9 protein-coding genes are annotated in these 14,364 nt (G+C 55.7%); 4 read left to right on the forward strand and 5 right to left on the reverse strand.

Going from position 1 to position 14,364, the window contains the following annotated elements; genetic code table 11:
- Positions 1-8: 8 nt before the first annotated feature.
- The 4 genes from ALMA_RS06760 to ALMA_RS06775 all read right to left on the reverse strand — a co-directional run bounded on the left by ALMA_RS06760 (position 9) and on the right by ALMA_RS06775 (position 5,523).
- On the reverse strand, positions 9-500 hold the full coding sequence (locus ALMA_RS06760) for an S-ribosylhomocysteine lyase (RefSeq protein WP_094726951.1): 492 nt from the start codon (positions 498-500) through the stop codon (positions 9-11).
- Between the two features lie 1,558 nt (positions 501-2,058).
- Positions 2,059-3,414 carry an ABC transporter substrate-binding protein gene (locus tag ALMA_RS06765; protein ID WP_094726932.1) on the reverse strand — a complete coding sequence of 452 codons (1,356 nt, stop codon included), beginning with the start codon at positions 3,412-3,414 and terminating at the stop codon, positions 2,059-2,061.
- Positions 3,415-3,596: 182 nt separating this feature from the next.
- On the reverse strand, positions 3,597-4,574 hold the full coding sequence (locus ALMA_RS06770) for a carbohydrate ABC transporter permease (protein WP_377866788.1): 978 nt from the start codon (positions 4,572-4,574) through the stop codon (positions 3,597-3,599).
- Positions 4,575-4,602: 28 nt separating this feature from the next.
- Positions 4,603-5,523 (reverse strand): carbohydrate ABC transporter permease, encoded by a 921-nt coding sequence (locus ALMA_RS06775; RefSeq protein WP_094726934.1) that lies wholly within the window; start codon positions 5,521-5,523, stop codon positions 4,603-4,605.
- 297 nt (positions 5,524-5,820) lie between these two features.
- On the opposite strand from ALMA_RS06775, the gene ALMA_RS06780 reads away from it, so the two are divergent.
- The 4 genes from ALMA_RS06780 to ALMA_RS06795 all read left to right on the forward strand — a co-directional run bounded on the left by ALMA_RS06780 (position 5,821) and on the right by ALMA_RS06795 (position 12,346).
- Positions 5,821-6,834 carry a LacI family DNA-binding transcriptional regulator gene (locus ALMA_RS06780; RefSeq protein WP_094726935.1) on the forward strand — a complete coding sequence of 338 codons (1,014 nt, stop codon included), beginning with the start codon at positions 5,821-5,823 and terminating at the stop codon, positions 6,832-6,834.
- Between the two features lie 64 nt (positions 6,835-6,898).
- Positions 6,899-10,087, forward strand: a complete 3,189-nt coding sequence (gene lacZ, locus ALMA_RS06785) for a beta-galactosidase, LacZ type (protein WP_094726936.1) — start codon at positions 6,899-6,901, stop codon at positions 10,085-10,087.
- Between the two features lie 147 nt (positions 10,088-10,234).
- Positions 10,235-10,861: a superoxide dismutase gene (locus ALMA_RS06790; protein ID WP_086106418.1), complete on the forward strand. Its 627-nt coding sequence runs from the start codon at positions 10,235-10,237 to the stop codon at positions 10,859-10,861.
- A 249-nt stretch (positions 10,862-11,110) separates the two neighbouring features.
- The gene (locus ALMA_RS06795; RefSeq protein WP_094726937.1) at positions 11,111-12,346 is read left to right on the forward strand and encodes an ATP-binding protein; all 1,236 of its coding nucleotides are present in this window, start codon (positions 11,111-11,113) and stop codon (positions 12,344-12,346) included.
- Positions 12,347-12,438: 92 nt separating this feature from the next.
- Here the strand turns inward: ALMA_RS06795 and ALMA_RS06800 are convergent, their stop codons facing one another.
- Positions 12,439-13,920: a hypothetical protein gene (locus ALMA_RS06800; RefSeq protein WP_094726938.1), complete on the reverse strand. Its 1,482-nt coding sequence runs from the start codon at positions 13,918-13,920 to the stop codon at positions 12,439-12,441.
- Between the last annotated feature and the right edge of the window lie 444 nt (positions 13,921-14,364).

Here is a 14,364-nt window from a genome sequence, read left to right on the forward strand (position 1 = left end):
TACTCGTCTTACTCGACGACCTTGCGCACGAAGGCGTCCGAGCTGATGCCCTGACTGAGAATAAGCTTGCACCATTCGCGAGCGGTAAACAGGGAGTGATCCTTATAGTTCCCGCACGTCTCCGGCGTGGTCGCAGGAATGTCTTCCCACTCAGCCTCGAAAGCGATGAACTCCAGCGATTCCTTCACTGCGCGTGCCACGTCTTCCGCCGAATGCTCACCCCATGCCAGCAAGTGGAAGCCCGTACGGCATCCGAACGGAGAGCAATCAATATATCCAGGAATGCGCTCACGCAGCTTCACCGCGATAGTATGCTCGATGGTATGCAGACCGCCGGTAGGGATAGCGCCTTCATTCGGCTGCACGAGACGCACGTCATAGTTCGAGATGACATCCCCGTGAGGACCGCTTTCCGTGTCGATGAGACGCACGTATGGCGCCTTCACTGCCGTGTGATCCAGTGTGAAGCTTTCCGGCATATTTTCTTCAGTTCCTGGCATAATGCTGTCCTTTCTACCTCTGCTGTCTGCACCGCCTTCGCGAATCTCTCGCGGGTTCTCGCGGAGAGAGCCGCGTTCGGCCATGCTCCTTAGTATAGTGCGGTGACCGAACGTATGACGCGCGTAAGGGTGGGGCGCGGTCATCGTCTTCCGAGCATCCGCGCTCGCCGTTTCGCGTTCGGCCTCGTCCACCATGCGGACGCCCGCTTGATACAGACGGTGCACCATGCTGAGCCCACTGCCCTCGCATCCGTCCGCATGACTGAAGTGCACGACCCGCACCCCGCTCGCTTCGAGCAGCGCATCGCGCCGGCGTTCCTTATTTACGGTCGTCATGCCTTTCGCATACTTTTCTTCCCCGTCCAATTCTCCCACTATCGTTCTCATCCCACCCGCGTCGTCCGGCACAGTCCACATATAGTCCACGCGAAAACGGCGAATCTGATATCGGGAAGTTCCTTCTCGAGGGCCAGGACCGCGATACTCCTCTACGTCCATGTTCACCTGGAGCTCAGGCACTTCCAGACCACCCATAATCATGTGCGCTCTAGCGAGCGACTCCCCACCGTTTTCGGAGCGACCGTCGATGAACGAGAGCATAGTGAGGATCACGTCACGATGCCATGCACCTTTGGTTATCTGTGCTGCTGTGTCGAGGTGAGCTGGAGTGAGCTTCGCTATGCCCATAGTTCGCGCTGTAGAGTCACACATCCCAAGCCCCTGCTCGAAGCCCGCATCTCTCATGACATCAAACATGGTTCTCAAGGGCGAGGTCACGAGCACTCCGTTCGCTCGGCCTATGCTCGGCGTGATGGGCTGGTATGTTCGTCGGATGGAGGCTGTGTCGAAGGCGGGTGGGATAGGACATTCTGTTACATTTTCTGCTACAGTCGCATAGTCAGGCAACCAATGTACTTTTATCGGAAAAATTGACTGCTTATATCTGCTCGTACATATATCTATTGTTCTCTGATGCACCTCCGGAACTGACGCACCGTATAGTGCAGCTGCAGAAACACCACAAAAGATCCAGTGTGGATGCAAGTTCGCTAAAGCCACTATTTTACTGAGGTACTGTTCCTCAGGAGAAAGCTTTTCCCACTCTTCAGTGAGCATGAAGAATCCTGGTAACGGCTCCATTCGCTCCGCGTCCCGTCTCCACCTTCTGCGCTCATTATTATCTAACGGGCGCTGTAGCTTATGTGCATCTATACATGTCATATATCCATTGTTTGACAGATATTCACTAGGAGCAAGCCTGAAGAAGCTATGTTAGCAGATGTGGAAACACGCCGTAGTATTTTCTGAAGTTATCCACACTTGCGCCTTCACACTTTAATCACATTCTAGATAGGGACAAAAAACTTACGCTAAAGATTTAGCCATTTTTTACCTTAGGTACCCTAAAAAATGGCTAAATCTTTAGCGTAAGTTTTCGCGTAGCCAGACTTTGAGCCTCTACCCACACACAAAAACGGGAGGGAAGCAGACCACATCTGCTCCCCTCCCGTTCACAGCTTCACAGCTTCGAGTTAGCGAACCAAGCCGCCCACGAGAGTTACTCCTTCACAGAGTATCCCTGCTGCTTTGCGTACGATACGATGTCATCCTGCCAGGCCTTCACACCATCAGACAGCTTCTGCTTATCCGTGAAGGACTTACCCACGAAGTCGCCGAACTTACCGCGCGCATACACTTCGAATGGAAGGAACTTGTAGCCAGCACGCACATTCTTAGCTGCGGTAGCGAGCTCTTCGTTAAACTTCTGTCCGCCGAAGTACTCGTGTGCCTTACCATCAGCATCGGTGATGGAGGTGACGTTCAGGAAGTCTGGAGAGTTCAGGGTGTTATTATCTGCTGGGAATGCACCAGCCTCGACACGAGTAGCGATACCTTCCTTGTTATGGGTCACATACTCGAGGTACTTGTATGCTGCGTCCACCTTTGCCTTATCGTCAGACTTGATGATGCCGAGAGAGGAACCACCAGACTCAGAGCCAGCTGGCTGACCGTCGGAGGTAGGCATCTGAGTGACGCGCCACTTACCATCACCGTTTGGAGCACCAGACAGGAGGTTATATGGCATCCATGCACCGATGAGCAGGGATGCGATGGATCCGTTATCCAGACCCTTGTTCCAGTCATCGGTCCAGCCTGCAGTCTTTGTATCGATGAGATCTTCCGAGATGAGCTTCTGCCACCAGTCTACGAAGCCCTTGACCTTATCATCACCGGTCAGGTTAATGGTGACAGTCTTACCATCGCTGGACGTGTCGAATGGCTTGGCGCCATTCTGCCAGGTCATGGAGTCGAAGAAGCCAGCGTCACCGGAGTCAGAGGTGATGTACGAGCCTGTAGCGCGGATCTTTTTCGCTGCCTCGTAGAACTCATCCCAGCTCTTGACCTGAGTAGGATCGACTCCCGCCTTATCGAAGACTTCCTTATTATAGAACCATGCCATAGGACCCGAATCCATAGGAAGACCGTACACGCCACCATTCAGGCTCACGGATGCCCAGGTTCCTGGAGTGTAGAAGTCGCCGAAGTCCTTCGCACCATTATCAGCCACATTCTGCATGTAACCACGGGTGACATATTCTGGCAGAGCGTAGTACTCGATCTGAGCCATATCTGGAGCACCCGAGCCAGCCTGCATCGCATTACTCAGAGCGGTGTACTCATCCTTCGACGTACCAGCGTTCACTATCTTTACCTTGATGTTTGGGTTCGCAGCTTCGAAGCCCTTGACTGTACGAGGTATCGTGGAATCCCATGCCCAGACAGTCAGCGTGACCTTACCATCCGAGCTAGCGCTTCCACTGTTAGCGTTACCAGAGTTCGAGCCGCATGCAGCGATGGAACCAAGCATCGCGAGGGAACCTACTGCAGCTATCGCCTTCTTACCAAACTTCATATTGAGTCCTTTCTCAATTTCTTCTGTCGACCACGGGCATCCTCCCCGTCCTTAGCAGAGGACGCCCGTTATCTTGTCGATACCCTTAAGAGTATCACAGAAAAATGTTTGCGCTAACATTTTTCCGAAAATTGTTACTATTTTGTTATACTGCTCGCGTGTCACACCCAGTGCACTAGGCCTTACTCCTTCACCGCACCAGCAGCCAGACCAGACTGCCAGTAGCGCTGCAGGCACAGGAACGCGATAACCAGCGGAATAATGGTGATGAGCGAGCCCGTAATCACGAGGTTCTGGATAGGAATGCCGCCCGCCGTGGCCGCTTGGCTCTTCCACTGGTTCAGACCGATGGTCAGTGGGTACCAGTCCGAGTCCTTAATCATGATCATAGGCAGGAAGTAGTTATTCCACGTGGCCACGATGGTGAACAGCGCTGTCGTCACGATGCCCGGAGACAGCAGTGGTAGCGATATCTTCCAGAAGGTATGCCATTCGCTCGCACCGTCCACGCGCGCCGCTTCGAGCAGCTCAGTAGGCACGGACTGCTCCGAGAAAATCCACATGAGGTAGAGTCCGAATGGCGAGATGAGCGACGGAATGAGCATAGCCCACGGCGTGTTCGTCAGCCCCAGCTTCGCGAAGAGGAGGAATTGAGGAACAGCCAGCGCGATACCCGGCACCGAGATGGAGCCGATGATGATGGCGAAGACAGCCTTACGCCCCGGGAAGCGGAACTTCGCCAGCGCATACCCGCCCATGATGGCCAGCAGCGTCGCGCCGCCCGCACCCACGACCACGTACAGCAGCGTGTTCAGCAGCCAGCGCGTAAAGATGCCGTCGTTATACGTGAAGACTTTGGCTACGTTATCAAAGAAGGCGAAGCTATGGCCTGGTCCGAGTCCGAAGGTGGAACTGAAGTCCGCCTGCGTCTTCGTCGAGTTGATCAGCAGATAGGCGAACGGGAAGAGGCAGTACACGGCGAAGATGGCGCTCAGGATGGTGAGCGTGAGGCTTCGGCGAGGGTTGTTTACGTTAGCAAAGCCGGCCTTCGCACTGCGCTTACGTTCTGCTTTTTCGTCTGCAGCGACGCGCTTCTGGCGCAATTTTTCCGCCTTCTTCGCTGCGCGTTCCTTCTCGGCTGCAGTCATCGATGCACTCATAGTTTTTTCAGTCATGTCTCTGCCCACCTTACTTCATCTGATCTTTCATGCTGCGCAGCTGCACTGCGTAGGCTATCACCATGGTGATCACAGCCATGACGATGGCCATAGCTGCCGCATAATTACTCTGGTTTCCAGAGAAGGAGAGGTTATACGCATACATATTCGGCGTGTAGTTCGTCGTGATAGCGTTACCAGGAACCATGTTCTGGAGAATAGATGGCTCGTTAAAGAGCTGGAAGGAACCGATGATGGAGAAGATGACCGTAATGGCCAGCGATCCCCGCAGCTCCGGCAGCTTAATGGACTTAACGATGTCCCACTCCGAAGCACCATCGATGGATGCCGCCTCGTAGAGGCTGTGCGGAATCGTGGAGAGAGACGAGTAGAAGATAAGCATGTTATAGCCCGTGAACTCCCACGTCACGATGTTACCGATGGACGCGAGCAGCACACTCGGCGCGAAAGCGTCGAAGTTCGTGCCGAAGAAGGAGTTAAAGCTTCCCACGAGACCATACTTCGCACCGTAAGCGAAGCCCCAGATGAGGGTGGATACCACAGCTGGTACGGCGTACGGCAGGAAGGTAGCGATGCGGAAGAACTTCGTCCCATGCAGCTTCATGGAGTCGATGGCCAGTGCCAGAGCTGCCGCGAGGAAGAGCATGATAGGCACCTGCACCACGGTGAAGAGCGCCACGCGTCCCACAGCAGTCCAGAACTGCTGGTCCTGGAACAGGCGGGTGTAGTTATCCACACCTACGAAGACATTTCCACCTATAAGGCGCTGCTGGAAAAAGCTGATATAGATAGCGTAGGCGATAGGAATAATAAAGACGAAAGCAAAGACTGCGGCAAATGGCCACATGAACTTCCAGCCACGCCAGTCCGCCTTATGGCGGTTCACCTGCGCAGCAGACTGCGCCGTGGCAGTAGTCGTCGGTGTACTCATCAGTACTCCTCTTCGTTAAGGACTTCAGGGGGTCATCCGAGAGAAACTCAAGCGCTCTATGGAAGCATTCCATAAAAACATCTACGTTCCCATTACCTCAAAGACTCCCGCAAGAAAATCTTTGAAACGCCGTGCATTTCTCGAATGTTTGCGTTATCATAATAACATCACCACAGACCGAATGCAAGCTCGGCACGCGGAAGAGTTGCCCAGAGCTTCGCACCGGTCTTGGTATACTAAGAGCAGGAATTGCCAGAAAAACAAGCAAAGCAGCTTACGTACGTTCAGGAGGGTCACATGGCACACTCAGGTTCCGTCTCGCTGCAGGACGTCGCGCGCGAGGCGGGCGTATCGCCGCAGACGGTCTCGCGCGTCGTGCACGGAAGCGCGGCCGTCAAGCCCGTCACGAAAGCAAAGGTGGAGCTCGCCATGAGTAAGCTCGGCTACCGGCCGAATTACGCGGCGCGGGCGCTGAAGTACCAGAGGTTTAATAACGTGGGCGTGGTCATGTTTAACACGGCCACCTTCGGTAACTCGCGCATCCTCGACGGCATCTCGAGCGAGGCAAACCGAAATGGTTACGCTACCACTATCTTTACTCTGCTGGATAAGCGCGAGCAGACTCTGCAGTCCGCAGTAGACCACATGAAGCAGCTTCCGGTGGACGGTGTTATCGTTATCCTCGAGAGGCGCATCGCGGACTTCGAGGATTTCACGCCGCCTGCAGAGCTTCCCGTGGTGCTCGTGGTGGACCAGCCGTCGGAACACTGTCCTACCGTGGATGGCGACCAGTATGGGTGCTCGGTTCAGGCTGTGGATTACCTGATGAGCCGCGGGCACGAGACGGTCTACCATGTGGCTGGCCCCGCGGATTCGCGCGCGGCACAGAGTCGCGAGAAAGGCTGGAGAGATGCGCTCGCTGAACATGGCGTGAGCACGCCTCCCCCGCTGTATCGCGGCGACTGGCTGGCAGACAGCGGCTACCAGGCTGGTCTCGCGCTGGCTCATGAGAAGGACTGCACAGCGGTCTACGCGGCGAATGACCAGATGGCGTACGGCGTTATGCTGGGTCTGCGCGCCGCGGGCAAGCGCGTGCCGGAAGACGTGAGCATCATAGGCGTGGACGATTCGCTCGTGGACATCGTGCCGCGCCTCGAGCTGACCACGCTGCGTATGCGTTTCGACATCATCGGCCGCGAGGCGTTCACGGCGGCGAAGGCGCTCGTGGACGGACAGAGCGTCGAGCTGAACGTGAAGAAGCTCATTCCGAACGAGCTTATCGAGCGGTCGAGCGTGCGACGCTTGGCTTAGCGTCCTCCTTCTATCCCATTTCCCCCTGCTACCCTAAACTCACTAAACTCACCGAGGAGAACACATGACGAACACGACCTACGCTACACCGCACATCGAGACTGCCACCGAGGCGAGTGCCACTTGGCTGACAGATCCGAGCATCTGTGCAGTGAACCGCCTTCCAGCACACAGCGCCCATCACGTCTGGGGTGGAGCAGAGAAGCAGAGCCTGCGCCACAGCCTCGACGACCTGAATGGCACGTGGCATGCGAGTGTGCTGCTGCACGACGAGACGCTTCTCGAGCGCGTGAGCCAGGCCGCGGCATCTGACTGTGCACCTTCGCACGCTGTCCTCGCACAGCTCGGTGAGAAGTCCTCTCGCGTGCGCGTTCCGGGACATCTTCAGACCGATGGCCTGCTCCCCCACCAGTATGTGAATCAGCAGTATGCGTGGGATGGTCATGAGCAGCTGGACGCGCCGAGCATTCCGTCTGAGAACCACGTGGGCGTCTACACGCGCGACTTCGTTCTCTCGAACCGCGAGCGCGCGGCCCTTTCGAGCCCGAGCGAGCGCGTGACGCTCACGTTCGACGGCGCTGCCACGGCCATCTACGTCTGGCTGAATGGCGTTTTCGTGGGTTACGCGGAGGATTCGTTTACGCCGAGCGAGTTCGACGTGACGGCGGCTCTGCGTGCGCGCGCGGCGGACGGCCTGCATACGCTCGTCGTGGCGTGCTACCAGTACAGCACCGCGCACTGGCTGGAAGACCAGGATTACTGGCGCCTGCACGGCCTGTTCCGCAGCGTCCACACGGACGTACTGCCGGCCGTCCACGTCGAGCACGTGCAGTCTGTGGCTGATTTCGACGTGGAGCGTGGCGCAGGCGTTCTGTCCGGCTCGCTTTATGTGGCCAATTCTTCCTCTACTCCGTCCGACCTCCACGTGGAGGTCTACGATGCGGATGACACGCTGTGCTCGTCCCAGCACTTCGAGGGCGTTACGGGCGCGGCGAGCGAGCTGACTCTCGGCCAGACCATCGACTTCGCACACCCATGGTCTGCAGAAGACCCGTACCTCTATACTCTGGTGGTCACCGCTGTGGATGCGCAGTCTGGTGAGGTTATCGAGGTCGCTGAGCAGAAGATAGGATTCCGTCACTTCGAGCTCGACCCAGCCGACCATATCATGAAGCTGAACGGAAAGCGGATCCTCTTTAAGGGCGTGAACCGGCATGAGTTTGGCTCCGACTGTGGGCGCGCACTGACCGAAGAGCAGATGCTCTGGGACATCCAGTTCTTGAAGCAGCATAATATTAATTCCGTGCGCACGAGCCATTACCCGAACCAGTCACGCTGGTATGAGCTGTGCGATGAGTATGGCATCTATCTCATCGACGAAACGAATCTCGAGACACACGGCACGTGGTGCGATGCCTTCGGTGTGGTTACCGAAGAGCGCGCTGTGCCAGCGAATAAGACGGATCAGTGGCTGAATCCGTGCATCGACCGCGCTACGTCCATGTTTAAGCGTGATGTGAACCATGCGAGCGTGCTTATCTGGTCTTTGGGGAACGAATCCTATGGTGGTGATGTCTTTACTGCCATGAGCGACTTCTTCCATGCTGTAGACACGCGTCCTGTACACTACGAAGGAACCACCTGGCTGCGCTCGAATGCGCATGTGACGGACATCGAGTCGCGCATGTACTCTCCTGCTGCTGATGTAGAAAAGTACCTCACAGGAACGTGGGAGTATGGTGAGCCGACGAAGCCATACCTGTCCTGTGAGTACATGCATGCCATGGGAAACTCTCTGGGAGACATGAAGTCCTACACGGATCTCGAACGCTACCCACTCTATCAGGGTGGATTCATCTGGGATTATGGAGACCAGGGTCTCGAGCAGCAGCTGCCAGACGGCACCACGCGTCTGACCTACGGTGGAGACTGGTATGACCGTCCGACGGACTATGAGTTCAGTGGGAACGGCATCGTCTTCGCGAACCGCCGCCCTACCGCGAAGGCTCAGGAAGTAAAGTTCCTCTACGCAAACGTGAAGATTCAGGTCACTGAGGATGGCGCACACCTTCAGAATGATAATCTCTTCACTTCCACCTCAGACTCTATCTTCGTCGCACGCGTGCTCGTCGATGGCAGGGAAGTCTGGAAGGACACGTATGTCTTCGACGTCCCAGCCGGCGAGCAGGAGGATGTGCTCATCGAATGGCCAGAAGCGACAGCCTTCGCTCATCTCGGCAGCGAAGTGGTCTATGAGCTGAGCCAGACTCTCGGCGAGGCCACACCATGGGCTCCAGCAGGATACGAGCTCACCTTCGGACAGCGCGCGGTGAGCATCCATCAGGAACCTGCCCAGACAGACACACAGAAGCCACGCATTACGGAAGACTACTGGAACCTCGGTCTGCGCACCAAGGACGCGGAAGTGCTCCTGTCCCGCCAGCACGGAGGCCCTGTGAGCATGAAGCGCCTCGCGCAGAGTGATGATATGGTTCTGCGCGTCCCACAGCTGACCACGTGGCGAGCGCTCACGGATAATGACCGCGGATATAAGGCAGGTTTTAGCCGAGCACAGTGGCTGGCTGCCGGACGCTTCGCGAAAATGGTAGGACAGAACTTCATGGTGGATACCGACCGTGGGGTACTGACCGGTGAGTATACGTATGAATTGGCCACGAGCAGCAAAACTCAGGTGAGCGCGGTGTGGAGCGTGGACGCCAGCGCGCGCGTACACCTGACGCTGACGTATCCGGGAAGCGCGAACGAGCCGAGTAATCCGCTCGCCTTCGGCCTCGAGTGGAAGCTGCCGGCGGCGTACACGCGCACGCGGTTCTATGGTCTCGGGCCGGACGAAACGTATGCGGACCGCGCAAACGGCGCGAAACTCGGCGTGTGGTCCACGACCATCTTCGACGACGTGCAGCCGTATCTCATGCCGCAAGAAACGGGCAACCACGAAGGCACGCGCTTCGTGGAGCTCACGGACCAGTTCGGCCACGGTCTGCGGATCAGCGCGCACGGCTCGGATAGCGCGAATGCCTTCGCTTTCAGCGCCCTGCCGTACAGCAGCGCCATGCTCGACGAGGCGGCACACCAGGAGGAGCTGCCAGCGCATACGCACACGTATCTGCGCCTGCTCGCCGGGCAGCTCGGCGTGGGCGGCGACGACTCGTGGGGCTCGACGGTGCATCCACAGTTCGAACTGGACGCGACGAAGCCGCTCGTGCTCGACGTGGACATCGAGCTCATCTAGCTCGCACTCCCGCACAGCCGCACGAAGCGCGCTCACCGCAAGCGTGATATTCGGCACATATCGCTCTCAGCTCATACACACGCAAGCAGCTGAGAGCGAAATGTGCGAAAATGGAAGTGTTAACCATACGAGAGTAAGGACTTACACATGGCTATCTACACTCTTCCAGAGCTGCCATACGACTACGCAGCACTCGAACCACACATCTCCGGTAAGATCATGGAGCTTCATCACGATAAGCACCATGCGAACTACGTAGCCGGCGCGAACGCAGCTCTCGAGCGTCTCGAAGAAGCACGCGAGAAGAACGACTTCGCTGCCATTAACCTCTGGGAAAAGAACCTCGCGTTTAACCTCGGTGGTCACATTAACCACACCTTCTTCTGGAATAACCTCACTCCAGAAGGAAAGGGCCGTCCAGACGGCGAGTTCGGCGAAGAGATCACGAAGCAGTTCGGCTCTTTCGAGAAGTTCCAGGCGCAGTTTACCGCTGCTGCTCTCGGCCTGCAGGGTTCCGGCTGGGCAGTGCTCGCGTGGGATGCACTCGGCGACCGTCTCGTGACGTTCCAGCTGTATGATCAGCAGTCGAACGTTCCTGTAAACATCGTTCCACTCGTCATGCTGGACATGTGGGAGCACGCATTCTACCTCGACTACGTGAATGTCAAGGCAGATTACGTGAAGGCGTGGTGGAATATCGTGAACTGGGATCACGCGGCCCAGACCTGGGCGAAGGCGAAGGCTGCTGGCTTGGGTGCAGGCGTGGCGCTGTAAGCTTTCTGCTTTTTTCGGCTTTACGCTTTACGGGGGTAAAAGTGGAGTTTTCACCCACTTTTACCCCCTTTCTTTTTCTGTATAGTCCGCTTTTTAGCGCTTTTGTGTGGGCAATTCTTCCTCTAGCATGGTATTCTTCTCGGAATTTCTGCTAAAATAGGTGGTTAACGGGGGTAAAGTTCCTCTTTTTGACGACTTTTACCCCCTAAAAGATGTTTTTATGTGGAGAAGTAGTGAAGGCAGGCAGCTATGGAGACATATCCTCGGGAACGTTATCTCACGCGCATTCGTCCTTTTTACGAGGACACTGAGCTGATAAAAGTCATCACTGGCATACGCCGCTGCGGAAAGTCGAGCCTCATGATGAGCATCCGTGACGAGCTGGCGGATACCGGAGTACCTGCCGATCATCTCATTTTTCTGAACCTCGACAGTCGCGCCTACACGCACATCACTGAGCCAGACCAGCTCGACACACTTATCGAGCAGTTCGTGAAGCTCGATGGTTCTGGACTGTATTATCTCTTCATCGATGAGATTCAGAATGTGCGAGGATTCGAGACTGTGCTGAATGCGTGGCGTGAAGAGCGTGCGTGTTCCATCTTTATCACTGGCTCGAACTCCTACCTTCTGTCTGGGGAACTCGCCACGAAACTGACTGGACGCTACATCGAATTCGAGATGTTCACACTGTCATTCAGTGAATACCTCGAGATGCGTTCCTTCCTCGGAAAGCCGTCCGAGAATGTCTCGCAGTCCTTCCGCGACTACATCACGTATGGAGGATTTCCTCGCGCACTGAGCTATGATGAAGCAGAGCCGAAAGCGCACTATATAGAAGACGTTATCTCGCAGATTTTTGATAAAGATATTACAGCGCGAAAGATGGTCCGTCATCGAGATACCTTTACTCGAGTACAGGATTACCTCATTAATAATGCTGCTTCCCCGACGAACCTTTCTGCCATTCTGCGCTATCTGAAGAATACGGAAGGGATTAGTCTCAAGCGCGAAACTCTCGCATCCTACGTCACCCTTCTCGAGAATGCGAAGGTACTCTATAAGTGTCCTCGCTTCGATCTCACCTCACGCAAATCACTGCGCGGTGGAGAAAAATACTATCTCGCCGACCAAGGTATACGTTTCGCACGAAACACAGATCATCGTCTCAGCTATGGCCCTAGCCTCGAAAATATCCTCTACATTCATCTCAAAAGTAAGGGGTATGACGTAAGCGTAGGAACCGTAGGGCAGCTCGAGTGCGACTTCATCGTCCGCAAACGAGACCAGTACGCGTATATTCAGGTATCTATGAGTGTGGAGGACCCTTCTGTAGAAGAGCGCGAGTTTCGTCCCTTTACAAAGCTAGCGGACGGATACCCGAAGTATCTGTTTACTCTAGATGTCCTTCCCCTTCAGCGCGACGGCGTGCGTCACCTGAATATTCTCGAGTTTCTGCAGAACGATGGAGATATCCAGTTCTAGACCATGATGAATACGACGACGGGGCTGGTGCCCTGAGGTTTATGTGACCTCGGGCGCCAGCCCCATCGTGTCTCATGAGCCGAAGCGAAAACCTAGCGGCGAGCGCGGGTCTTCAGCACGACCACAGCACCACCAAGCACTGCCATCATGGTCAGACCTGCTAGAGCGATGATGTCCGTACCCGTCTGAGCGAGCTTATCCGCAGTCTTCTTCACATCCTTCTTCTCAGCAGTCGTCATGACCTTCGCTGGCATCTTTACCGTCAGAGCGGCTTGCGCCAGTGGAGCGTCCGATCCTTCGAGAGTCAGAACGATGTGGTGCTCACCAGCTTCAGCATTTGCTGGGATAGTGAAGCGGCCCGTGAAAGTCTCACCCGTAGCGGTGAAGCTGCCGATGAGCACTGGAGTGGAACGGAACCATACGGAGTATGCCTTACCCGCTTCGAGGCCACTGAAGCTGACTTCGAGCTCCTGGCCAGCCACTACCTCGGTAGAAGCGAGGGTGAGCTTCACCTGAGAATCAGCTGGAACTGGCTTATCAGCTGGCTTAACCGAGTCATCGCCAGGCTTGACGCTAGGAACTTCTGGCTTGGTGTCCGGCTTCTTATCTGGAGTGGTCTCAGAAGTAGCCTTCAGCTCCTTTATGGTCAGAGGCTCGCAGCCTTCTATCTGCTTTCCGCTCTTCGTCACAGCCGTATATGCACCCGTCTGTGAAACACGGACCCACGTAGAACCGTCAGCAGTAGTAGGCACAGTAACCTTACCCTTCGCATCCTTCGTAGGAGCAGGAACAGCGCAGGCCACTGGCTGTGGCTGTGGCTTTGGCTGAGGCTGAGGTTCTGGTGTAGGCGTAGGTGTCGGCGTCGGTGTAGGTGTCGGCTTAGCAGGCTCAGCCTTCTTCAGCTCAGAATGTGCGAATCCACCGCACTTAGCCTTATCTTCACCCGCGAACTGGTAGCCCTTCTTCGCTACAGCATACACGCGGCCAGCAGCATGAACCCAGTCATAGCCTTCTCCACCTGCTGGCAGAGATCCAGACTCGGTGAGTGTAGGCGCTGCAGGGCAGGCGATGGTCTTGACAGTAGGTGTCGGCTTAGCAGGCTCAGCCTTCTTCAGCTCAGAATGTGCGAATCCACCGCACTTAGCCTTATCTTCACCCGCGAACTGGTAGCCCTTCTTCGCTACAGCATACACGCGGCCAGCAGAAGGAACCCAGTCATAGCCTTCTCCACCTGCTGGCAGAGATCCAGACTCGGTGAGTGTAGGCGCTGCAGGGCAGGCGATGGTCTTGACAGTAGATGTAGGCTTCAGCTCCGCGTTACTGAACGCTTCGCAGTCTGCCATAGGCTGACCATTCGAACCGATGGCATAATAACGCCCCTGATAGTAACGCCATTCATATCCATCGCCCTTGAGACCAGAAAGGCTTCCATCTGCATTCTTTGTAGGAGCTGCAGGACATGCCGTAGTCGTAGCATCATCTGCGTGAGCAGCAGTAGGCAGCACTGCAGCCATGCCCATGAGCATAGCCAGCGACGCTACAGCGGTTACTCCAGCTTTGAGTACCTTATTCATGTGTACCTTCTTCCTTCACTTTTCGAGCGCGCTTCCCTCTCTCTACGCGCCCTCAGATGGAGAATATCTTCATCTGAGCGAATAGTAATCCTCGAAGGAACGGAGCGCCTCTTCTGCATGGCGAGACATTCATCGTCGTCGAGCTCAGAGTGTCTGTTCCCACGAATATGCCCATTATTACCCCCCCCCGGACTAATTTCCCTACGAAAAGACACGCCCATACGTCCCGCGTATACCGACATGCACGACTCGCATATGCGCCGAGCTACTCCCCCGCGCGTGACCAGCACGGCACTTCTAGACTGAGGAACGTACTGAAGAAATTGACATAAAAAGAAGATACGAAACGTATGACGAAAACGAAATTCGGCATCACTCTGCCAACGACGCTCCTTGCGTACTTCCTCATCCTCATGGATAATTCCATCATCTTCACGAGCTCCG

The sequence above is a fragment of the Alloscardovia macacae genome, assembly GCF_002259705.1.
In the GTDB taxonomy this organism is placed as follows: domain Bacteria; phylum Actinomycetota; class Actinomycetes; order Actinomycetales; family Bifidobacteriaceae; genus Alloscardovia; species Alloscardovia macacae.